This is a genomic window from Roseimaritima multifibrata (genome assembly GCF_007741495.1).
In the GTDB taxonomy this organism is placed as follows: domain Bacteria; phylum Planctomycetota; class Planctomycetia; order Pirellulales; family Pirellulaceae; genus Roseimaritima; species Roseimaritima multifibrata.
This window is the reverse complement of the sequence record NZ_CP036262.1, coordinates 4,350,045-4,372,888: the sequence shown is the minus strand read 5'-3', so window position 1 is coordinate 4,372,888 and position 22,844 is coordinate 4,350,045. Positions and strand designations below refer to the sequence as shown.

Below are 22,844 nucleotides of genomic sequence, written 5' to 3'. Positions count from 1 at the left end.
TCGCCCGTATCTGCCGCCCGCTGGGCTAAAAGCACTGCACTCAGACTCGGCTTGGAGGGATGGGAGTTCTCTCGCTCCAAGCCGCTATCGCTAAACTTCAAAAACATGTTTGCGAAGGAAACGAGACGGATTATTTCCGTTCGATCAACTTCTTCATGTCTTCGGTGATGGGCATGACTTCGAAGTCTTTGAAGTACATTTCGCAGTCGGTACCACCGTGCATTTGCAGGCCTAGCTTGCCCGTCTTTTCAGACGCTTCGTCGATGAAATCCGAAGTGCAGAATCCGTTCAGCGTCTGGACCAAACGGTCGCCGAACGCGGCGGTGCAGGTCGTGTTCCACTGGTCGTCTTTATTGCGGACCTTTTCGATGAATTCATCGTTCGTAGCGACCCAGCCACGACCAGGAATCGTTTTGCCGTCGATAATGCCGGCTGTGTGCCAGAGAGCGGAATCTTTGCCGTTGTTGGCGATTTCATTTTGGAATCCGCGAAGGACCCATGGGGCGCTTGTTTCTTCGGCACGGAAATACAAGGCGCTGTTGCCACCGTGCATCCGGTACGTGACGCGAGCGATGAAGTTGTCATAATTCTTGTTGGAAATGACAAGTCCGTCTTTGCCTTGGCTCTTGGAATGGACGCCGTGCAGAACGCCATCCTTGGTGAACGACCATTCTTCTGGGAGCACGAACTTGGCGTCCGCAAGTTGGTACGCGCCATCATCGCCTTTGACGAAGAATGGTTCCCACTGGCTCTCGCCCAGATCCTTGATGCGAATATTCTTCCAGGCAACGGAGCCCGATTTGCCGGAGTGAATCTGCAATCCGATGAAACCTTTCATCGAGAAGCTGTCGAACATGTCGACGACTAGTTTGCCGTTCAGCCAAGTTTTGATGGATGGTCCGACGCACTGAATTTCGACTTCGTTCCAATCACCCTCATGGCAGCTAGCCTGAGCCGCATCGATACGATCCTGGGGGGTGTAGGCATCCAACCAAATGGTACCGAACTTGTGGCCGCGACGTCCTTCGTCGTAGATGCGGCCGGTCGCGTCGCCACCGGGACGGATTTCGTACTGATAACCGAAGACTCTCTCCTTATCTCCTTCGGGCCGTGCGGCGGAGCGGAATTGGATTCCGGAATTCCCACCTTCAATGAATTTGTACTGCAATTTAAGGATGAAGTTACCAAAGTCTTTTTCGGTACACAGGAACGTATTTCCCGGGGTGTTCGGTACACACTTCCCGACGATCGTGCCGTCTTGGACTTTGTACTCTGCGGAGCCTCCACGTTTGACCCAGCCGGTCATGTCGGTGCCGTTGAAGAGCGAGGTGTAGCCCTCCTCGACGTCCGCGGCGGTTGCGGTCAGCCCGCTGGGGACCAAAAGTCCGACCAGCATAAACGCTGCAAAAAAGGTTCTCATCGTTGTCTCTCTTAGAAGTGGTGGTAGTGGTAGGGGACGGTGCTTCCGGCCTCCAAGTGCCTCGGATTGGCAAGGAGGGCGTCAAGAGGCGGTTGTCGACTTTGCGATGCGCCGCTGGCTCTTTGAAGCGGTAAGGGCTGATCTGCCGAATGCGCGTTGGCGTCCGGATCTCATTTACCGTCGGCTACCAATTTAGCAGCCAACGGCTGGTCGCGACTAGTCACTAGGCTAAAGGGGTTGAATTGCCTGGACCGGTTGGTCGAGGGAATGTGGACCGTTGCCCCGCTAATGTACCGCGCTGCAACCATGCCTGCTGCGGCGGGAAGGACCGGCAACGCAACCGTTAGTGACCGGCTCGCCAACCCGAGACGGTAAAACTTGCACCGGTCTGCGTTGGACGGTGGCAGTCTGAAACGCATGGTGTCGCCATTTGTGATTGTGGCAAAGGCTGTTGAACCGATGGGAGGCACGTCGTACCGCAGGCGGTTCCATTTTGGCTGGCCGCGAGGGGGAATCCTGCGGTCATGAGCGGAGTGAGTTCGACGGACGAGCGATTCGCGACGCCGGGTCCCGAACGGGTCAGCCTTTGTCAGTGACCTGTTTGTGGTCGCCCGTTTCTTTCTGTAATCTATCAACGCCACACGGTCGTTCTCTGCCGTGGATCTTGGCGGCGGCCTTTGAACGACGTCTAATAAAAAGAACCCGAATGCCTACAGATTCGAATCATTCCAATGTCCCATCGGTCGCCTGGTACCGGAGGATCGGTCCGGGACTGATCACGGCGTGCGTAGTGATCGGCCCGGGCAGCATCATGACCAGTTCCACCGTCGGTGCGAATAAGGGTTACGCGATGCTATGGGTCGTCGTGGTGTCTGTCATGTTCATGCTTGTTTACATGACGATGTCGGCCAAACTGGGAGCGGTATCCAACGTCTCGCCCGGAGACTTGATTCGCCGCAAAGCGGGGCGACCGCTGGCGATTCTGGTGGGGTGCATGGTGTTCATCATTGCTGCGGCTTTTCAGTCGGGTAACAACATTGGTGTCGCTGCCGCGTTTGAAGCCTTTGTTGACTCCAAGCCATTGGTCGCCGCATTGGTTGTCGCTTTTAACGCGATCGCCATCATGTTTCTGTTTTTGTTCAAAAATCTGTACCGCGTGATGGAACGATTGATGATGTTCTTCGTTGCCATGATGCTTATCAGCTTTGCCGTCAACTTGTTTACGTTGCAACCCGATCCGGTGGCGATGGCGAGAGGATTTGTGCCTGCGGCGGGAACGATTGACATCGCACTGCTCGGGTTGATTGGAACAACGTTTGTGATTTCCGGTGCCTTTTATCAAGCGTATCTCGTTCAGCAAAAAGGTTGGGACGAGCGGCAGGTAAAGAACGGGATCGTGGACGCACGCGTGGGAGCCGTCATCATGACGCTGATCACGATCATGCTAATGTCGACCGCCGCTGCTGGGCTCTACACCGGTTCGCCCGTCACGTTGGCCGATCCGGTTGCGGTTGCCGAGGCGTTGGAACCGACGTTCGGTAAAAGTGGAAAAGTGATTTTTTGTGTAGGGATATTCTGTGCGGCCTATTCGTCGTTCCTGATCAATTCGATGACGGGCGGCTTTATCGTCTCCGATGGACTGGGGCTGGGCTGTGGTACACGAGACCGTTGGCCGCGAATCATGACGACGTTAGGACTGCTGACAGGAATGTTCGTGGCTCTTGCGGCCCTTGTGCTGGATTTCGATCGCACTCCCACGATCATCGCGGCCCAAGCGGTCACGGTGGTGGGAGCCCCATTGGTGGCGGGCGTTTTGCTATGGCTGGCCAGCAGTAAAGATGTGATGGGGAAACACGTAAACGGTCCGGTTACGAAAGCGTTTGCGGGATTCGGGCTTGTTATTCTTTTGGCAATGGCCGGCAATACCGCATTTTTCACGCTCCCGAAGAAGGTGCAGCAGTACCGTGAATCGCTGGCCGAGACAACTTCGCCGGGTGCCGCGACGCCTGTCCCTGTCGGTTCGTCAAAGTAATTCTGGCTGTGTCGATGATAAGAACGCTGACCGATAACGACATTCCTTCTGCGCTGGCACTTTGCCGTAATGCGGGATGGAATCAACTGCAAACAGACTGGTCGCGACTTCTTGCGTATGAACCGGACGGTTGTTTCGTTGCGGATATCGACGGACAGATTGTAGGGACCGTCACGACGACTCGATACGGAACCGACTTGGCATGGATCGGAATGATGCTGGTCGATGATCGCTTTCGCAGGCGTGGCATTGCGACCGCTTTGATGAATGCCAGCCTCAGCTATCTGCGGGACTGCGACGTGGCGTGCATCAAACTGGATGCGACGCCGCTGGGGCAGCCGGTTTACGAACGGCTTGGTTTTCAGCCGGACGGTTCGTTTCATCGCTGGTCCCGTGACGGCGATATTTTGCCGCAATGGAATCCTGAACGGCCGGCCAATCGATTGAGTCCGTTGAATTTGCAGCTTGATCGATCGGCTTTTTCCACAGACCGTCGTGGATGGCTGAACCGACTTGCCGCAGATTCCCATGTGGTGTCGCGCAACAACTGTTTTGGAATGGCACGTCGCGGCTTTCTTGCAAACTATCTCGGCCCCGTCATTGCAGATAACAAACAGGAAGCTAAGCAGATCGTTGCTGAACTGCTCAGCCAACGATCTGGTCAAACGTTTTGGGATATTCCACCGGGCAATTCCGAGGCTGTTCGCTTAGCCGAATCCTTTGGTTTTCAACCGGTACGCGATCTGACACGCATGCGAATCGGGGCAACGTCCGTGTCGCCAACAATGCAATTTCAGTTCGCCCTTTCCGACCCCGGTACCGGTTAGATGTCGGTTGTTCCGCTAACGAGTAAATCATTAGCGGTCGATTTTGGGTTCGACGTTGGAAAGGCGGTTCGTGGATTCGCCAGCTCAGTCGTTCTTTTCGGCGTCAGTGGGGGCGTCAAAGAACGGAAAGAGTCTTTTGATTTCTTCATCGGTTGGTTGGTGGCCGTATTCGCAGATTTCAAAGGCCTCGGCGTACTTCACGTCTTTGCCCTGCTCCTCCCCGTACCAACGGACTAGCGTATCGCGATATTTGTTTGCTTCGCCGCCAGCTCGATTGTTCCATACCTTGCGAACCTTTTCTAAACGCAGGTCTTTCATGCGAGCGGGGGGGGACTCTGCGGCAATTTTGGCGTTTCCAAGTGCGCCGCCGTCGAACACCTGAGATTCCAGTTCGGCAATCGCTTTGACTTTCGTTTCAAACGCGTCATCGATCGAGACCGCGATATCGGGCATGAACGGATACGGTTTTTGGAACCGGTCGCTGGTGTACAGGAAGACCGGGTTCTTTTCCAGGGCTGGGACATCGGGGCAGAAAAACGGAACCGCGACCATAAACGAGGCGTCCTGTACAAGGACTCCAACATAGCGATGATCCGGGTGATAGTCCCATGGACGGTGGGCGATCACGATGTCGGCTTTCCATTCACGGACCAGACGCGTGATCGTTCGACGGTTTTCTAACGTCGGCATTAACTCGCCATCGTGAATGTCCAATACCTCGGCTGTCGTGCCCAAGATCTCTGCGGCTTTGCGAACTTCCTCCGTGCGTCGTTTTGCGAGGGCACCTCCTGACATCTCCCAATGTCCGATGTCGCCGTTCGTGACGGAGACCAATTTGACGTGGTGTCCTAGACGTGACCATTTTACGCCACAGCCGCCAGCGCGATATTCCGCATCGTCTGGGTGGGCACCAAAGACAATGATTCGTAGTTTGCCATCGTCTTGCGGCGCGTCTTCGGCGAATGTCAGTGACGAAGCAAGCGTCATGATCGCAACGATTGCAGGCACAATCAACGCTGCAAGTTTTCGGCTTGCGGATCTCGCTTTGGGAAGTCCGAATCGTGGGTGAATTTTTGTATTGCCGGTGTCGGTTCCAGTATTCCTTTTCAAACGAAATGGGAAACGCATGAGCTCTCTCTCTAGGGATATTGGATGTTGAGAAAAATGTTGTCGACGAACCGTGCAGGGATAGCGGAGTCCCTCAGCACATGTCCCGCGAACGTAAAAATCAAAACGTGTGACGAACTGTCGAATGACTGAAGCTGCAACAACGGATGTCAGCTTAGGCAATTGGTGGGGCGTTAGCGAGACGGCGTTGCGATGGACAGTACTTCATCCAGAGTCACTGCCGTGCCACCACGTCGATGACTCTCGTCGGCCGCTTCCATGAACGCGTAGACTTCCAGCGTTTCCGCTGCCGAGACCGGTGGCTTGCCTGTGCGGAAGAAGTGGACGATTTCTGTTAGCAGTGGTTCGTACTTATCGGGTCGGCCGAATGTTTGAATGCGTTTTTCACCGAAGGCGGTTCCTCCATTGCCACGTCTACCGTCCCGGATTCCACGGAAGGTTCCGACCCTTCCGTCATCCCAAATACCGACTACTAATTCGGTACCTTCTGTTTTGGTTCGCGTTACGGATCGACAGCCTGGACCCATTACCGTTAGCAGCGTTTCCACACCATGGATACCGTACCAAAATAAATCGGGATGCGTTTCTTCTAACGGACAGGGGCTGTAGGCATCGCAACCAATGATCTTGCCGATGGAACCGTTGGCAACCTCTTTCACTTCTTTGCTAAATCGCAACGATGACGATGAAAAAACGGGTACGGCTAATCGATTCGCGTGGTTATAGATTGCGACGGCATCACGCAATGATCCAGCGACCGGTTTGTCGATAAAGACCGGTTTTCCGGCTTTCAATACCGGCAAGACTTGTTGCAAATGGGGGCGCCCGTCATTGGTCTCCAGCAAGACCACGTCCACTCGCTCAAGCAGGGCATCGATCGAATCGACAATCTCGACTCCAAGTTCTTTCAACTCGGCGGTATATTTGGGGACCCGACTGACGCTCGATTCGATATCCGGACTCCCCTTGGGATAGGCGGCCACAACCGGACAACCTGCCAATTCACTCTTTACGTCTGGGGCATTCAAGGCACGCGTGAACGCAACACAGTGTGACGTATCCAGGCCGATGATTCCGACGCGCAGCGGCGCGACAACGTCTTCACCGAAACAGAGGTTCGGTGAAAAGCAACAAATCGACGTGACGAATAAAAACGTTCGTAAACTGGGATTCATGAACCGTATCCGTAAGTTGTGATCAATAGTGGTTCGCTGCCGCTCAGTCTGTAAGGCGTCCGCTCCATTACCGAGAGGAAGCGACCGCCTAGACATAGGACATTCGGGCTTAGCCTAGTCCAGGGACGTGCCAGCCATCACGATAGGTTCGCGAAACAAGTGCATTGGCTTCGGGGCTGTTGGTGAACGTGAGGTTTTCACGGTCCCAGTCAAGCCAGTCCGTTCCTACCCGGTCGGCCATTGCTCCGACCAAAATCGCTTCGGTCAGCGGGCCGCCATGGCTGAAACCGCCGCAGGCTTCACGCCCTTCAATGATTGCGTCGACCCAGTCGTGGTAGTGATCCTGTTTCGCGATGGGGCTAAGGTCTGCGTTTTGAGGGGATTGGGAATCGGATAAGACCACAGGCGATCCACCACGATAGTTCTTGAAAATGGTGCCGGTTTCACCAATCCAGCAGGTGCCTGATTCGGGTAGCGTGTCGACTCCCGCCGGCAATGGGATTCGGCTTGCGTCGGGACGCAGGTCGCCGTCATGCCAAGTCAATTTAACCGTGTCATCGGCGGTCATGTCGCTACCCGGAAAGACCAGTTCGACTTTTCGCCGCTTGCCCCACAGCGGGCCGGTGGTGATGGGCGTGACTTGTCTTACGCGGAGCGGCGCGGTTAGCTTCAACGCGTCAAAGCTGGTGTCGAAATGGTGGCATCCCATGTCGCCCATCTCACCGACGCCGAATCCGTACCAAGCTCGCCAAGTTTGTGGATGGTAAGTGTTGGCGAAGTAGGGCCGTGGCGTTTGCACGCCCAACCAAAGATCCCAGTCCAATGTTTTGGGTACGGGATCACCAGCGCCACGGATGTCGGTGTTCTTGGGCCACCAGCCGAGTTTCTTATTTTCCCACAGAATCACTTCTTTGATCTTACCGATTGCGCCGTTGCGGATCAGTTCGACCGTTTGGCGACTTTGGATGCTGGAGCGGCCTTGATTACCGAGCTGGGTGACGACGCCAGCCTTGGCAGCTTCGGTTGTGATCACGCGGCATTCGTGCAGTGTCGTTGCCATCGGTTTTTGCAGGTACACATGCTTTTTCTCTCGGATGGCGGTGACCGCTGGTGCGGCATGCATGTGGTCGGGGGTGCCGATGGTGACCGCATCAAATTTGTCGGCACGCTTGGCAAGCATTTCCCGCCAATCGCGATGTTGCGTGGCTTCTGGATATTTTTTCGCAGCGGCGCCCAGGTTATTCGAATCGACGTCGCATAACGCCGTGATCTGAACCTTGGGATGGGACGCGACACTATTCATCGTTCGGGCGCCCATTGCGCCAACGCCAATACATGCGACTTGCAACTGGGAGCCCAGGGACGCGCTGCGTACAAACGCAGGGCAGGCGATGACTCCTACCGTAGCGGCAGTGGTGCTTTTAAGCAGCTGCCGCCGTGTCAGGGAAGTACTTTGGTCGGTGTTGGAGTTTGCGGTGACTTTTTTCATGGTTGCTCTGACGGAACGGTAGTGATCGAGAACGGTATTTGTTGATCGCTGTTAGGCAAGATTGTACTCCGCTAATACGGTCGTTGCGGATGCCTTCGCAAAGAATCGAACAGCAGCAGCGATATTCTAGAAAAAAGTACTCCGATGGAAAAACGACGGACCAGTTTCGCTACGATGGACGGCTTCTGTCCGACTTCGATTCCACTGCACGACCACGCTGACCATGATACTGACCGCTGTTGACTATTTGGTGATCGCGGCCTATTTCGCAATCACCCTTGGGATCGGACTCTGGTTCCGGAACCGAGCCAGTAAGGACATCACGGAGTATTTCATTTCGGGGCGGTCGTTGCCGTGGTGGATTGCCGGGACGTCGATGGTTGCTACGACATTTGCTGCCGACACGCCGTTGGCGGTGACCGGTTTGACGATACAGCACGGTCTTGCCGGGAACTGGGTTTGGTGGTCGTTTGCACTGGGGGGCATGATTACGGTTTTCGTCTATGCCAAACTGTGGCGGCGAAGCGGCGTGATGACCGATGTCGAACTAGTGGAGCTGCGTTACTCTGGAAAACCGGCCGCCCTGCTGCGAGGTTCACGTGCGATCTACATTGCCTTGATCGTCAATCCAATCATCATCGGTTGGGTGACGTCGGCGATGTTCATGGTGTTGGACGAGACCATTTTTTATGAGGTCCCGGCTTCGGCGCTGGAGCAGACCGTGTTTGGCGCACATGCGCTCTCCGTCCGTCCATGGCTGATCATTTTCGGGACGCTGGCGATGGTGGGGTTGTACGGCACGATGTCGGGAATGTGGGGCGTTGCGGTCGCCGATGCGTTTCAGTTTTGTTTAGGCATGTTCGGCTGCATTGCGCTTGCATGGCTGGCAATTTCGCACTTTGGTGGAGCTTCGCAACTAGAAGCGAAAGTGATCGAGAATTTTGGCGAAGGGGGATCCGCCGCGTTTGATCTAATTCCTGATTTTTCAGGGGACAACGCATGGCTGCCGTTGCATGTTTTTTTGCTTCTGATGTTGGTGCAGTGGTGGGCGACTTGGTATCCCGGCGCAGAACCGGGCGGAGGTGGATTTGTTGTCCAGCGGATGGCCGCTTGCAAGGATGAACGACATTCACTGCTGGCAACTCTCTGGTTTCAGATCGCTCACTATTGTGTCCGCCCATGGCCATGGCTGATTGTGGCGCTGGCCGCGCTGGCGATGTATCCCGATCTACGTCAGGGGGAACTTGCCGACCCCGCGTTTAATTCGGGCGTCGGATTCCCGAGAGTGATGCGTGACCTTAGTCCACCCGGGCTGCGAGGTTTGTTGACGGTCACTTTCTTCGCGGCGTTTATGTCGACGCTAAGTACTCAAATGAACTGGGGGGCATCTTATTTGGTGCGCGATGTCTACCAGCGTTTCATTTCCCCTGATGCCAGCGACCGGCAATTGAACCGTGCCTCACGTTACGCGTCGGTGATCGTATTGGTTGCTGGTGGAATCGCTTCGGTGTTGATGTTTGGTCAGTCGGTGGATGCGGCTTGGCGATTGTTGTTGGCACTTGGTGCAGGGACGGGGGCGGTGTTCATGTTGCGTTGGTTCTGGTGGCGGATCAATGCTTGGACGGAAATCGTGTCCATGTTCGGTTCGCTGGTCTTTTTCTTCACGGTCGAGCCGCTTGCGGTGGTGACGGGGATGGTCACGCCCGACGGTGATGGACCCGTCCTGGGGCCTGAGGTGAAGATGTTTGCAGTCGCCGTGATGACGATTGTGTTGTGGTTGATCGTGACCTGGCTGACGCCTCCCGTTGATGCCGAAACGCTTGATCGTTTTTATCAGAAGGTAAGGCCGGACGGACCCTTTTGGAAACCGGTCGCCGATCGTAATCCCACGGTGATCGTCGACCGAGACTTGGGGCTGTCGATCTTTGCAGCGATTTGTGCAACAGGGATCGTCTACGCCGTCTTGCCCGGAGTCGGCAATCTTATTTTCGGACATTACCAAACCGCGATCGTTTGCGGTCTGGTCGCGATTGTTTTAAGCGTGGTGGTTGCCATATTGGTCAAACGTTTAACACGCGGACAGGAAGAGAACACGTGAGGCCGGGTTACCGTCGGCCTGACTTGTTTACCCTTTGCGTGCGGCAATCGTCGAGGGTCGTTTGATTATTTTAGCCGCACAAAGTCGGTCCAATGTTCAACCCTATTCGGGTAGCGGAAAGATCGGTCGGATTTCCACGGTTCCTTTTTTTGCCGGCGGAAGTCTGGCTGATATGGCGATCGCTTCGTCTAAATTATCGACATCGATGATGTAGTAGCCGCCCAGTTGCTCGGTCGTTTCTGCGAAAGGGCCGTCGGTGATTTCCTGTCGGTCGCTGCGGACTCGGACGCTGGTTGCAGTCTGGACAGAGTGCAGTGGAGCGGAAGCGATTAGTTTGCCTTGCGACTCCAGTTCCTTGCTGATCGCCATCGATTCGATCATGCACTCCCTGCGTTCGTCCTCGGTCCAGCAGTCCTCCGATCCGTAGATTAGCAACATGTATTTCATGTTAAAGGTTCCTCTCTGTTAGTGCGTTGGGTTTGCCAAAGGCAAGTCGAAATACTTCCGGTTGACGTAATCCAAGCGCGATCCACGCGATGACTCCGAAAACGATCGGGATGAAGAACGCTTCTTCAGCACGGACGTGGGTTGCCGTTGCACCCCCTAGGTATGCGGCCAGCAGGATTGCCGCGACGAACGCGGTGCGGGGTATCAAAAAGAGGACCGCGATCGCAACTTCGACGATGCCGATTTTAAACATTACATCTTCGCTCCATCCCATTTTCTCGAACATTTCAGCTTTTCCTTCCCATTCGGTAAACTTTCCCGACGCGCTTGCAACGATTAAGAATAGTGAAATGAGAATGCTTAGAACCCAACCGGTGATCCGAGCTTTCTTTGATCCGTTCATTGTTTTCCTTGATAGGCTTGGGTGAGTTTCGCGACATCCAGCTTGACCAACTGAGTCATCGCCTGCATCACGCGCCGAGACTTTTCGAGATCGGTATCTTTGACCATCCGGAAAAACGCTTCGGGCACAATTTGCCATCGCACGCCGTATTTGTCCTTCAGCCACCCGCACATGATCGGCTCACCACCGTCGGCGATGAGTTCTTCCCAGTAGCGGTCGACTTCCGTTTGATCTTTGCAGAGGACGGAGAGCGACACGCGTTCGTTGAATGGGTCGTTTGGACCACCGTTGAGAGCTTGGTATGCTTGGCCTTGCAATTCAAATTCAACCAGCAGAACGTCCCCTGCTTTTCCGCCCGGCCAGTCATCTTGGCTGAGCATTTGATGGACGATTTTTGAATCGGGAAAGACTGAGGTGTAGAACTCTGCCGCTTCCGCAGCGTTGTCGACAAACCACAAGCAAGGAGTAATAACATTTCGCATTTTTTAGATCATTTCTGTGAGTGAAGTCCGAACAGGTTTCCTTCGGTATCCATGGCCAACACCATGAAGCCGTATTGACCGAGCGCGGTCTTGGGTTTTTGGATGCTGCCGCCTGCGGCCTGGACAAGGGACGCTTCCATAGCACAGTCTTCGCAGGAAAAGTAGACGAGCGTGCTGTTTCCGCCCGATTTAACTCCGTCCATTTTCGTTAAGGCACCAGCCGCTCCAGGACGGTCCATCGCCATAGGGAATGCCATCAATTCGATCTCTCCGCTGGGCGCGGGAAGGTGCTCTAGGCTGACGCCCAAAACGGTTTCGTAGAAAGCCGTTGCACGCGGCATGTCTTGCACGTAAATCTCGAACCAGCAAACCGGATTCATTTCTAGCCCTTTTTTGTTCATTGTCCGTTTTCTTTCATTTGAGAATTATTGAGAGAACTTTGCATCGATGTCGGGAACTCAGTGAGTACGCCCCGCCGAATTCGACCGGATTAAGCCAACCAGCATCGAGACAATTTGGATCAGCGTCTGTTTCCCCGTTTTTGCAAGTTCACGGTCGAGTAAACCTTTCGCGACCATAACGTCCAAGCAGGCCGCACATTCCAGCGCAGAACCTCTTGCGGTATTGAAGTATTTGCAACGGTCCGCCTCTTTGTATTTTCCATTTCCTTCCGCAATGTTCAGAGGGACGGAGGTCGAGGCACGATCTAATTGGTTGTGAACCGATTGTGATTTTGGGATCGAATCAAGAAGTTCGGATGTCCAAGCAACAAAGCAAATCGAACGCTGGTAAACATTCAGTCTCTCATGGTCAAATTCCCGCATCACCCCAAAGCCCCGCAGTAAATAGAGAGTTGCCCTGCATCCCCGCTTCAAATTGACTCGGATGAAAATTCTCAATCCCAATCCCCGTCTTAATCGTAATCCTAATCATAATCTTAATCCCTCTTCGCCCACTCCATCAAATGCGACGCTACCTCCTTCCTGTCCCTCTCCCATCAATTCAGAACTCGCAGAAACAGTATTACGCACCGGAGTAAGGTGCTGGCAGGATTAGGATTAGGATTAAGACGCGAGCAAAAAGCAGCGAGCTAGTTTTGTGGTTCCGGGACCATCACCATCCATCCGACCCCAAACTTATCCGTTACCATTCCATAAAGCGTAGCCCAAAACGTTTTGGACAGCGGCATATCGATGTTTCCGCCCTCTGCTAGGGCTTCGAAGGCTCGCTTGCACTCGTCGGTTGACGGCTGCGATAGAGTTAAACGAAAGCCGTTGAAACTTGTTGCGTCACCGCATCCATCTGAGCACATTATGTTCTGTTGGCCAATTCGGACGGTCGCGTGCATGACTTTGTTTTCGAATCCATCCTGTAGCATTCCTTCGGGGACGGGATCGGGGCTTTCGCTAAATCGCATCAGCATTACGACGTTCGCGCCGAGAGATTGTTTGTAAAACGCGAGGGCCTCATCACATCGACCACCGAAGAAGAGGTACGGGGTGAGCGTGCTTTCCTGCATTGCGGTTGCGGTCTGCAATTGGGATTCCTGTTCAGCGATGTTGCCATCAGGATCGTTTTCAGCAAAATCCGCCATTTCGTAGAACTGTCGGATTTCGATGTCGGATTCCTCCGTCATCGGGTTAGGGCACCGCTTTACCCACTCGAGCGCTTCGTCCATCGAGTCGACTTCCCACTGCCAATAGCCAGCGATTAATTCAGCTGTTTCGATGAACGGGCCGTCGGTGACGATTCGCTCGTTACCGCGGAAACGGACTCGCATCCCGGTCGAGCTGGGCTTTAGACCGTCGCCCGATTTCATGATTCCTGCGTTGACCAATTCTTCGTTAAATTTGCCCATTGCTTCCAGCAATTCGGTACTTGGCAGTTCGCCCGCTTCAGAAGCTTTCGTTGCTTTCACGATAACCATGACTCTCATTGTCGTCTTTTCCTATTGTTGGTTTTGACTGTTGGATTGTTGATTGCGTGCTTCGATCATCGCGTTGATGGTTTCGTCTGCAGGGCGAATTTCGAACGGACCTGCTTTGACGCCTGGATGCTTGGACATCAGTTCGACGGCGTGTGTCATGTTGTCGGCTTCGAGAATCAAGAGGCCCCCAAGCTGCTCTTTGGTTTCCGCGTAGGGGCCGTCTGTCGCCTCGGCGGTTCCGTTTCGATATCGCAGAGTGACCGCTTGTTCGGCGGCCTGCAAAGCTTCTCCGCCAATGAAATGACCGCCCCTCCGCAGCACGTCGTCGTAGGCAAAACACTCGTCCATCAATGCTCCTATCTCGGCCTCGGACATCTCTGCGAATTTGGCATGGTCTGAATAGCCTAAGCAAATGAACTTCATGTTGATCTCCGGAGATTGCAGTGTTTTTTGAGGTTCTGCTATCTAGTCGAATGGCGACGAATCAAATCGACAGCGATTTGAGATTTTTTTAATATTCTTGTGCGACGAAGAGCTTGGGGCTTATAGAGATCGCAATTTCGCTAGCTTTTTCGTGAGAAAACGTTTCTCGGATGCCTGCTGGGTCATCGTCAACGCTGTTTCGAGAGCTTCGCTTGCGTCCGTTGTTCGACCGATCCGCCGAAGCAGTTCGCCACGAGCGGCGTGGGCAAGCGAATAGTTAAGCAGTTCACCGCGGTCGAGAATTGCTTCAATGAGCTTTAGCCCCGATTCGGGTCCATCATGCATCGCGACGGCGACGGCTCGGTTGAGTTCGATTACTGGGGATGGCTCGATCCGTAGCAGCACGTTGTATAACGCGACGATCTGATTCCAATCCGTTTCGTTAGGGGACGCGGCACCGGCATGGACGGCGGAGATCGCCGCTTGGATCGTGTAAAACCCGAATCGCCGAGACGCGAGCGAACGTTCAATCAAACGTTGCCCTTCGGTAATCAAGTCTTGGTCCCAGCGGCTACGGTCTTGATCTTCAAGGAGGACGATGTCGCCGTCGCTGGTCTGACGAGTCTCTCGGCGCGATTCATGAAGCAGCATCAGCGCGAGCAGGCCCATCACTTCGGCGTCTTCTAGTAATTCGAGTAACAGCCGGCAGAGCCTGATGGCTTCGCTGGACAGGTCGGCTCGCGTGAGCGAATCACCGCTTGATGCGGAATAGCCTTCGTTGAAGATCAAATAGATCACCGATAGCACTGAATCAAGTCTATCGGGGAGGTCTGCCAGCTCAGGAATGGCAAATGGAATCGCGGCATCGCGGATTTTTGCTTTGCCTCGAACGATACGCTGAGCCATCGTCGCTGGGGTTGTCAGGAACGCTCGAGCGATCTCATCGGTAGTCAGACCACAGACTTCACGCAGCGTGAGAGGGACTTGGATTTTTAAGTCGATCGCCGGGTGGCAACAAGTAAAGATCAACCGCAATCGGTCATCTTCAATCTGGGCGCCGGAGCGAGACGCATTAACCTGAGCGACCTGCTTTAACCGGTTGGCAACTTCGGCACTGATTTCTTTTAGTTTTTCGCGGCGACGGATCACATCTACCGCTTTGAAACGACCGGTGGTTATCAGCCAAGCGATTGGATTATCGGGGACGCCTGAGTGGGGCCATTGAATGGTCGCTGTAGCGAACGCCTCCTGCATAGCGTCTTCAGCCAAGTCAAGATCGCAAAACCCACGAGCCAACGAGGCAAAAACCTGCCGCGACGCATCGCGGAAAATCTGGTCGATTTGTAGTTGGATAGGCTGGGGCATCCCCTCAATTTCGCAGCAACCGGTGCACACGGCAAGCCACGATCGCTTCGCCAAAACCTCCCGTAGTGCAGGCTGCCAGCCTGTATTTTTATCCAGCCTGCAATGTGATCCATCCCCGTAGTGCAGGCACTTGTGCTACCCGGCGATCAGTTCTCCGATGACTTTGCCGCCGAACTGGCTGAGCTGTTTAAAGCGGCCGGCGTGGTAATAGGTCAGTTTGTTGTCGTCCAGTCCTAACAACCGCAGCAGCGTGCAATGGAAATCGCGGACGTGATGGACGTTTTCGACAGCCGACATGCCTAATTCATCCGTTGCCCCGATCGTGTGGCCTGCTTTGCAACCTCCGCCTGCCATCCAGATCGTCATCGCATTGGGGTTATGGTCGCGTCCATAGGCGACTCCGCCTCGTACCCCGTTGTCTGGCGTCCGACCGAACTCGCCGCACCAGACGACGAGCGTGCTTTCAAGAAGCCCTCGTTGTTTCAGATCTTTGATCAACGCCGCGATCGGTTGGTCGACGCCTCGAACCAGATTGCCATGTGCCCTTTCGATATAGTCATGGCTGTCCCAGGACCCGTTGTACAGCTGGATAAAGCGAACGCCTTTTTCGACCATCTTTCGAGCCAGTAAACATTTGCGACCGAAAGAATCGGTCGCCTTCCCATCGATACCGTACATGTCCAGCGTGCGTGAATCTTCACCGGACAGGTCGATTGCATTGGGAACTTCCGTCTGCATACGAAAAGCGAGTTCATAACTTTCGATCCGGGCGTTCAGATCGTCATGTCCCGGGTGTTCCGCAGCGTGGGTGGCGTTGATTTGACTCAAAAAGTCCAGGTTCGCCCGTTGCCTCTCTGAAGTCACACCAGCCGGCGGCCGCAGGTCCAGAATAGGGGAGCCTTTGGGGCGTAGCGGCGTTCCTTGGTAGAAGGCTGGCAAGTAACCATTGCTCCAGTTCGCGGCCCCCCCCTGCGGGTACGACACTTCAGGCAGCACCAAAAATCCTGGCAGGTTTTGATTCTCGCTTCCCAGTCCGTAGGTGATCCATGCGCCCAATCCCGGATCGCCGCCAAAACGATTACCGCAGTTCATCTGATACATCGCTGTCGGGTGATTGACGCTATCGACTTGACATCCGCGATAGAAGCACAGGTCATCGGCGACCGATGCCAGGTGCGTCCAGTTGTCCGCCATGTCGGCACCACTTTCGCCATGTTTGGTAAATCCGAAGGGACTTTCCACGTAGTAGCGTTTGCCGCTTTCCATCGCCGATTTTTGTTCGCCTTTGCGGGTGAACTCCTTCAGGTGCATTTTGCCAAGCGATGGTTTGGGATCGAACGTATCGATATGCGATGGCCCCCCTTCCATCATCAGAAAGATGCAGTTCTTTGCCTTGGCTGGAAAATGACCTTGTTTGGGTGCCATCGGACCAGTCGGTTTCGCTGCGTTGGACGGCGATGTCGCGGCCGCTTCGTCCGCCAGCATTGCGGACAGGGCGACGCTGCCCAGAGATGTCCCCATCGAGTACAGGAAATTTCGGCGATTAGTAGACATAAACAAACTCATTGCTATTAAGCAGCACTAAACAGAGATCCGCTAAAGCACGTGTACGACGGGAGACGTCGCTTGGCTGGACATCCGGTTCGAAATCATCGACAGCATGTAAACGTTCGATGAAAGTGAATCGTTCGCCCGTGTTCTCTTCGACCGCTTCACGCACGATCTGCCGGGGAGGCGGTTCGCGATTTGGGGCTTCGGATGGCAGCATCGTTTCAATTTGATTCCAGTGGGCAAGGCAACGCGTGATCTCCCTGTCGGTCGCGTCGCGACTGAATAGTCGCGAGTAGACACGGCGAATCACTTCGGATGGATCTGCGTTGTCGGTCATGACATCCTTTGCCAACGCCAAGGCTCTCGTATGCGTGCTGTGACTGTTAAACATTGTGAAGACCTGCGGAGTGACCGTGGAGGTGTCTCGGCGTTCGCAGGAGAAATCAGGCGAGGGAGCGTTAAAGACTTCCAGGCTGGGATCGACCAATCCGCGGAGTTTTAATACGTAGATCGAACGACGGTTGCGCTGGGCGGGCTTGGGGTTTGGTGTCCAGGCAGCCGCAAACGTGCCCATGACTTGACGTGGCTGCAACGCGACTTCGGCGTTAATGATCGGACGACAAGGGATGCCACCAATCGCGTCATTCAGTTGCACACTGACGCTTAGCATCGCATCGCGGAGTTCTTCGGCGCTTAGACGTCGAGGCATAAAAGCCGCGTAGGATTCGTTTTGTGGATCCAGATTTGATAGTTGCTTTCGGTCAGGATGATGTGAACTGCGACAGTATGCGTCCGAGTTCATGATCTGACGATGCAGGGATTTGATCGACCAGTCGCCAGCAATCAACTGCTGGGCTAAGAAATCAAGCAAAAGTGGATGCGTCGGACGCTTGCCGGTCGAACCAAAGTTGTTGGGGTTGCCGGCAATCGCCTGCCCAAAGTGCCATTGCCAGATTCGATTGACGATCACCCGCGTTGTAAGCGGATTGGCGGAGTCGGCAATCCAGTTGGCGAGCGCCGTTCGACGACCTGAGATGGTTTTGGGCACTTCGGTCGAAACTTGGTTTGTGATGACACTTAGTACTCCTGGCTGAACCGGTTCTCCTTCAGCAAACGGATCCCCGCCGGTGTGAATGACCGGCGTTTCTAGTTCTCCTTTTGTTCGGTCTTTGGGCAGTCGCAGAGGGTTGGGCACCGACTTCAGGGACGGGGTGTGACCGTTGTAGACGGAATGTGCGAACGGTTGATAACGGTCGAACTCCCACTTCAGACGCTCCAGCCCTTTTCTAGCGACTCGTTCCAGTCCAAATTGCTGGGGAGTGAATCCAACTTTGATCGGCGGTAGATCTTGTTGTTTGATGCCCGATGCCATCAGTGATTTGCGAGCGGCAACAAAAACGCCACGAGCCGTTTTGCCTTGTTTCGCTTTCGCGACAGCCTCCTTCCATTGTTCCATGTCACGATTCTCTGCTGCGTACCATTGTTCAGCATTCTCTAGCAGCGCCTTGTCCATTTGCTCGCGTACGTTTTCGTATCCTTTGCTGCGAGCTTCCAGGTAGGTTCTTTCCTCGAATCCCGCGATGTTTTCGTCGCTGGTAAACTTGGCTTGTCGGTCTGCCAACTGAGTGGTCGCAAAGATTGCTTGGACGCTGTAGTAGTCACGTGTGGGGATCGGATCGAATTTGTGATCGTGACAACGGCAGCACTGCAGCGATTGACCGAGAAAGGTTTCACCGACGCTATTCGTTACGTCGTCCAGGAATCGCATGCGTGCAACTTTTGCGACTTCCATCCCGGTCAATTCCCAAGGTCCCATGCGAAGGAATCCGGCGGCAATAATCCCTTCTGGATCATCGGGGGTGATTTCATCGCCGGCAATCTGTTCACGGATGAAATCGTTGTACGGTTTGTCATCGTTGAAGGAACGAATCACATAATCGCGGTACCGCCACGCGTTGCCTCGTTCATAGTCGTTGGCAAAGCCCGAAGAGTCAGCGTAGCGAGTCACATCAAGCCAGTGCTGCGCCATACGTTCGCCGTAATGAGGCGAATCGAGTAAGCGGTCAACCAAAGCAGCAAACGCCACTTGATCGTCGGCTGGATCGTCTAAGAAATTTGCGACCTGCTCAGGTGTTGGAGGCAAACCGGTCAAATCGAATGCGGCCCGGCGAATCAGAGTCCTCCGGTCGGCCCGGGGGGCGACCGCAAGGCCGTCGGGCATCGTATCAAGGATAAAATGATCGATGGGTGATTTCTGCCCTGGAGGAATCTCCGCATGCTTTAGCGGTTGGTACGCCCAGAGGCCGGCCGGGTCATAGCGGCGATTGGTCCAGTTCGCGTCCAGTCCGCCAGACGTTGCAACGATCACGCCATCTTCAGCGGACCAAGCCTCAGCATACTGTTGTTCGATCGCTTTTACGGTTTCCTCCGTAGGCCACTTGGCACCCGTTTCGATCCACCGTTTCAACCAGGAGAGCTGCTGATCGCTGAGAGCTTCACTTTCCTTGGGCGGCATCGCAGAGAAATCTTCTTCGCCGCGGAGCGAAGCCAAGTAGATCGAGCTCTCCTCAGGATTGCCGACAACAATCCCCGCTTCGCCACTTTCGCCGCCAGCGGTCAATGGATGGATCGAGCGAAAATCAAGGTTGCCTTCAATCAATTCGGGATCTTGACCATGGCATCCCAAACATTTTTCACGAAACAGAGGTGCGATTCGGCGTACGAAAAGAATCTCGCTCTCATCAGTGATCGCGGAAGGTTCGTCGGCATGCGCGGGGATCGAGAAGGAGCCAATCAACAGACAAACACTGAAACCGAACAGGCAAATGACGACGCATCGCCTGGCAAGTCGATCAAGTTTGCCCATTGTCCTGAATCGAATTTTCGTCAAACCGGAATCCCCAATTCATAAAATTTCGCGAACTCAAAGCCAAGCAAGGTCCATGCATCCACCACTCATGTCGGTATTCATCATAGCCGAAAACGCGGGCAGTGATTTCCGCAGGCACAACAATCGGTCGTTGGAAGGAAATGTCGCTTTTCGAGGGAGCGTGAAAAGAATAAGTGAAGAAACTCCGGCTCCCCTCGCCCTCAAAACAAGCTCGCTTAAAACAGGTTTGATACTGGATCAACGGTTCGTCAGCTAATTCAATTAAGTACGATTCAAAGGCCTTTTTGGGGAGAGGGGCTGGGGGAGAGGGGCCGACAGCGTTGGGAAAGGCGTGGCATAACCGCTTGCAATTCGAGGCATTAAGCGCGTCTTCGCTGGAAAAATCGCCGGCTGGAAATTTCCCCTTCTCCCCCAAGCAAGCTCCGCTAAATCAAACAAAGAGGCAGGGATCACGCAATGAGCTAGCAGAGATTTCTTCCGCAACAAAGAGCTCGCTTGGGGGCGAGGGGAGCCAGACTTTCGTCATTTATAAATCACACGTCCCCCGAGACTCGTGCTTGCTGAGTTCTCCACGTTGGGAGCGTTTGCCGGAACGGCATCGCTGTCGCTCTTTGGTCCGGCCTACTTTTGCTGCGCGAAAGGCGACAATTAGATAATCGTCTGGCGATTTGCTGGGGAAGAGACCGCTTGGATCTCGGATCACATGGCCTTGTTGATGCAGCATTTTTTGTATTTCAGGCCGCTGCCACATGGACAGGGATCGTTTCTGCCGACACGGTCGCTCTTCGTTATTCGTGGTGTGTCGGAGGTAGTAAAATCTTGCGTGAGTAGATCCCCTTCCGGACCGACGTGGTGAATTTCGATCTGGTCAGGTTGAATGCCCTCTGCACATCTTTTTGCATTCAAGTCACGCATGTTGGCTAGTTGGATCATCCATACCGATTCGGCATTGCGTCGTTCCGTTACCAGATCTGGAAATTCAAGTTCTGCGACATAGGCAAACGCGTTCAGTTTGTCGATGATTACATGTCGATCGCCATCTTGCGGATTTTCGGCGTAAACTTTGATCGCTGGTTCGATCGCAATATCGTCGAACTGGGATACCATCGTAATGGCCAGTTGAACTTTTGATTCAGAGTCTTTCACGGACTTTAACAGAGGAAGCAAGTTTTTTGCCGCTGCTGGATAGTGAATGTGTTCAAGCGAGCTTTCCAGGTAAATGCGAACGTTCCTGGGTTGGCCTAAGTAAAATTCGATGACCTTTTGATGGGCATCAGGTGTTCCAATATTGGTGATCGCGGTACCGCCCCGTTGCCGATACGATTCTTTGTCACGTCGCATTCTGTCCAGAATATGCGGGACCGCATCATTGAATCGCATCCTTCCTGCTAAGGCCATCATCGTACTGACCATCCAGCCATGAGCCCCATCGTGGTCGCCGTTGGGGTCTCGCAAGATGTTTATCAGTTTGTCCCGAGAATTATCGCCATCGGCGGCGAGTGATTCGAGCAAGAAATTTATGTCCGTATCGCAATTTTCAGGATAGTAAGGTGAATTGGCGAGTAAGTCGCACAGTTTCTCTACTCGGGGCCATGCCTGTTCCGCCGTAAGCGACTCAAGCTTGATGCGGCGTTTTAAGGTGTCTGTTGGATTGGTTTCTGAGAAATAGATCTGTTGAAAGGCGTGGTGGGATTCGATGCGATCTTCATAAGGAACCAACAGCTGGAGCGGAGCACGGATGGTCCATTCGACCAAGGCAAATAGCAACGCGTTGACTCCCTTTTTCGGGTCCGTGGGAACACGCATGCACTGGTCAATCTGCTCAAAACACCACTCCAAAGACGTTTTGTCTTGCTGGCAATAAATAATCTGTTGGGGATAGCCAAACACTCCGTTCCAGCCCTCGTCGTCGATCAACGCGATTAACTTATGGGTTAATTCGATTGGCGGAGTCAGCCTTCCATTGAAATACTCGCGAAGCGTTTCGCGAACATAGAGGCTGGGATAGTCGAGGCTGGCGAGGATTTCTTTTTCGGTTAGATACATTGAAGCGTTGGCGAGACGGAGTTGGGAGTTGGGAGTTGGGAGTTGGGAGTTGGGAGTTGGGAGACAAGGAGACAAGGAGACAAGGAGACAAGGAGACAAGGAGACAAGGAGACAAGGAGACAAGGAGACAAGGAGACAAGGAGACAAGGAGACAAGGAGATGCGGTGTTACCAGTTGGTGGCGGTGATGGTGAACTGGAGGAAGGTTGCTATGGTGACCCAGATTAGGTAGGGGATCTGTGCTAGAGCGACCCAGCGGTAGTGCGGCCAGATTGCTTTCATTGCCCAAAGAATGGTTAGCCAGACGATGGCGATGTCGAGGGCGGCTAAGGGAAGATTCTGCAGTCCGAAAAGGATCGGGGTAAAGGCGATGTTGGCGATCAAGTTGAGGATGAACGGAATCGCGATTGGTCTGGGAATTTGTTTGCGTGCGGCTTTGTAAAAAACGAACACGAACGTGACCAAAATGATCGGATAAATAAGCTGCCAGATTAGGCTGATCGTCGATGGTTCGGGGGTCCATGTTGGTTTGTGGAGCGCGTCGTACCAGTCTCGCCAAGTCATGGAGGATATCTGAGGTTTGGAGTTCGAACCGAATGCTTATGAGTCTCTAGTATCGTGTGAGCGGTTGCCGTGGAGCAAGTGGATGTTTGCATTCTGGAAAGGTTGCCTACTTTGTGGCCTGTGAGCGGAAAAGGCGGTGAAGCTTGGGGACGAGCTGGCCGACGTTTTTTCGATAATCGATGTATCGGGGAAAACAATCTTCTAGAAAATGCTCTTCGTGGCCTGCTTTGATACGAAGCACCAACAGCAACCCAAGCCAGCTGAGAAGTCTGCACCAAGCGAATCCGCTTAATAACAAAGCAGCCGTGAACCACAACAACCCTGTGTACATCGGGTGGCGAACGACTCCGTAGGGGCCACTGGTGACCAGCTGCGTCGACTCGGTTGCAGCCGGATGGATGCGGACTCGCCGCAACCCAATTTTCGACGAAGCGCTTACCGCCAATAAGATGCCCGGAGCGGCGACCAGAATCGCAACCCAAGGTATAGGGATCCAGGAAGTGGTCAGTACAAGCAGGGCCGCCAATGCAAATTGTGCCCCAACCAGTAACCATAGAAACATGCGGCGGCTCTTCGTG

The 22,844-nt window shown here is 53.9% G+C and carries 20 protein-coding genes; 3 read left to right on the top strand and 17 right to left on the bottom strand.

Annotation, left to right across the window (positions count from 1 at the left end; translation table 11 throughout):
* Positions 1-130: 130 nt before the first annotated feature.
* The gene (locus FF011L_RS15750) at positions 131-1,420 is read right to left on the bottom strand and encodes a 3-keto-disaccharide hydrolase (protein ID WP_145352595.1); all 1,290 of its coding nucleotides are present in this window, start codon (positions 1,418-1,420) and stop codon (positions 131-133) included.
* Between the two features lie 706 nt (positions 1,421-2,126).
* Here FF011L_RS15750 and FF011L_RS15745 point away from each other — a divergent pair.
* Positions 2,127-3,452 (top strand): Nramp family divalent metal transporter, encoded by a 1,326-nt coding sequence (locus FF011L_RS15745; protein WP_145352594.1) that lies wholly within the window; start codon positions 2,127-2,129, stop codon positions 3,450-3,452.
* A 14-nt stretch (positions 3,453-3,466) separates the two neighbouring features.
* On the top strand, positions 3,467-4,279 hold the full coding sequence (locus FF011L_RS15740) for a GNAT family N-acetyltransferase (RefSeq protein ID WP_145352593.1): 813 nt from the start codon (positions 3,467-3,469) through the stop codon (positions 4,277-4,279).
* Positions 4,280-4,363: 84 nt separating this feature from the next.
* Here FF011L_RS15740 and FF011L_RS15735 read toward each other — a convergent pair whose 3' ends face one another.
* The 3 genes from FF011L_RS15735 to FF011L_RS15725 all read right to left on the bottom strand — a co-directional run bounded on the left by FF011L_RS15735 (position 4,364) and on the right by FF011L_RS15725 (position 8,071).
* Positions 4,364-5,407: a PIG-L deacetylase family protein gene (locus FF011L_RS15735; protein WP_145352592.1), complete on the bottom strand. Its 1,044-nt coding sequence runs from the start codon at positions 5,405-5,407 to the stop codon at positions 4,364-4,366.
* A 173-nt stretch (positions 5,408-5,580) separates the two neighbouring features.
* Positions 5,581-6,582: a Gfo/Idh/MocA family protein gene (locus FF011L_RS15730; protein ID WP_145352591.1), complete on the bottom strand. Its 1,002-nt coding sequence runs from the start codon at positions 6,580-6,582 to the stop codon at positions 5,581-5,583.
* Positions 6,583-6,691: 109 nt separating this feature from the next.
* Positions 6,692-8,071 carry a Gfo/Idh/MocA family protein gene (locus FF011L_RS15725; RefSeq protein ID WP_145352590.1) on the bottom strand — a complete coding sequence of 460 codons (1,380 nt, stop codon included), beginning with the start codon at positions 8,069-8,071 and terminating at the stop codon, positions 6,692-6,694.
* Positions 8,072-8,294: 223 nt separating this feature from the next.
* Here FF011L_RS15725 and FF011L_RS15720 point away from each other — a divergent pair, with 223 nt between their 5' ends.
* Positions 8,295-10,169: a sodium:solute symporter family protein gene (locus FF011L_RS15720; RefSeq protein WP_145352589.1), complete on the top strand. Its 1,875-nt coding sequence runs from the start codon at positions 8,295-8,297 to the stop codon at positions 10,167-10,169.
* 102 nt (positions 10,170-10,271) lie between these two features.
* On the opposite strand, the gene FF011L_RS15715 is transcribed toward FF011L_RS15720, so the two are convergent.
* The 13 genes from FF011L_RS15715 to FF011L_RS15650 all read right to left on the bottom strand — a co-directional run bounded on the left by FF011L_RS15715 (position 10,272) and on the right by FF011L_RS15650 (position 22,828).
* Positions 10,272-10,616: a YciI family protein gene (locus FF011L_RS15715; RefSeq protein ID WP_145352588.1), complete on the bottom strand. Its 345-nt coding sequence runs from the start codon at positions 10,614-10,616 to the stop codon at positions 10,272-10,274.
* Between the two features lies 1 nt (position 10,617).
* Complete coding sequence (locus tag FF011L_RS15710) at positions 10,618-11,019, bottom strand: DoxX family protein (protein WP_145352587.1); 402 nt, start codon at positions 11,017-11,019, stop codon at positions 10,618-10,620.
* Complete coding sequence (locus FF011L_RS15705) at positions 11,016-11,501, bottom strand: VOC family protein (protein ID WP_145352586.1); 486 nt, start codon at positions 11,499-11,501, stop codon at positions 11,016-11,018. The genes FF011L_RS15710 and FF011L_RS15705 overlap by 4 nt, the downstream gene beginning before the upstream one ends.
* 8 nt (positions 11,502-11,509) lie before the next feature.
* A complete protein-coding gene (locus FF011L_RS15700) occupies positions 11,510-11,902 on the bottom strand; it encodes a VOC family protein (protein WP_145352585.1) in 393 nt (130 codons plus the stop codon).
* A 57-nt stretch (positions 11,903-11,959) separates the two neighbouring features.
* The gene (locus tag FF011L_RS15695) at positions 11,960-12,400 is read right to left on the bottom strand and encodes a four helix bundle protein (RefSeq protein WP_246109440.1); all 441 of its coding nucleotides are present in this window, start codon (positions 12,398-12,400) and stop codon (positions 11,960-11,962) included.
* Between the two features lie 191 nt (positions 12,401-12,591).
* The gene (locus FF011L_RS15690) at positions 12,592-13,437 is read right to left on the bottom strand and encodes a YciI family protein (RefSeq protein WP_145352584.1); all 846 of its coding nucleotides are present in this window, start codon (positions 13,435-13,437) and stop codon (positions 12,592-12,594) included.
* Positions 13,438-13,449: 12 nt separating this feature from the next.
* Positions 13,450-13,851 (bottom strand): YciI family protein, encoded by a 402-nt coding sequence (locus FF011L_RS15685; RefSeq protein ID WP_145352583.1) that lies wholly within the window; start codon positions 13,849-13,851, stop codon positions 13,450-13,452.
* 120 nt (positions 13,852-13,971) lie between these two features.
* Positions 13,972-15,216 (bottom strand): RNA polymerase sigma factor, encoded by a 1,245-nt coding sequence (locus FF011L_RS15680; protein ID WP_145352582.1) that lies wholly within the window; start codon positions 15,214-15,216, stop codon positions 13,972-13,974.
* A gap of 135 nt (positions 15,217-15,351) precedes the next feature.
* The gene (locus FF011L_RS15675) at positions 15,352-16,770 is read right to left on the bottom strand and encodes a DUF1501 domain-containing protein (protein ID WP_246109439.1); all 1,419 of its coding nucleotides are present in this window, start codon (positions 16,768-16,770) and stop codon (positions 15,352-15,354) included.
* Positions 16,760-19,633, bottom strand: a complete 2,874-nt coding sequence (locus FF011L_RS15670; RefSeq protein ID WP_145352580.1) for a PSD1 and planctomycete cytochrome C domain-containing protein — start codon at positions 19,631-19,633, stop codon at positions 16,760-16,762. Before FF011L_RS15670 ends, FF011L_RS15675 begins: the two co-directional genes overlap by 11 nt.
* A gap of 723 nt (positions 19,634-20,356) precedes the next feature.
* Positions 20,357-21,703 (bottom strand): SEC-C metal-binding domain-containing protein, encoded by a 1,347-nt coding sequence (locus FF011L_RS26375; RefSeq protein ID WP_218932660.1) that lies wholly within the window; start codon positions 21,701-21,703, stop codon positions 20,357-20,359.
* 167 nt (positions 21,704-21,870) lie between these two features.
* Positions 21,871-22,266 (bottom strand): TspO/MBR family protein, encoded by a 396-nt coding sequence (locus FF011L_RS15655; RefSeq protein ID WP_145352579.1) that lies wholly within the window; start codon positions 22,264-22,266, stop codon positions 21,871-21,873.
* 106 nt (positions 22,267-22,372) lie between these two features.
* Positions 22,373-22,828 (bottom strand): methyltransferase family protein, encoded by a 456-nt coding sequence (locus tag FF011L_RS15650; protein WP_145352578.1) that lies wholly within the window; start codon positions 22,826-22,828, stop codon positions 22,373-22,375.
* Positions 22,829-22,844 lie beyond the last annotated feature (16 nt).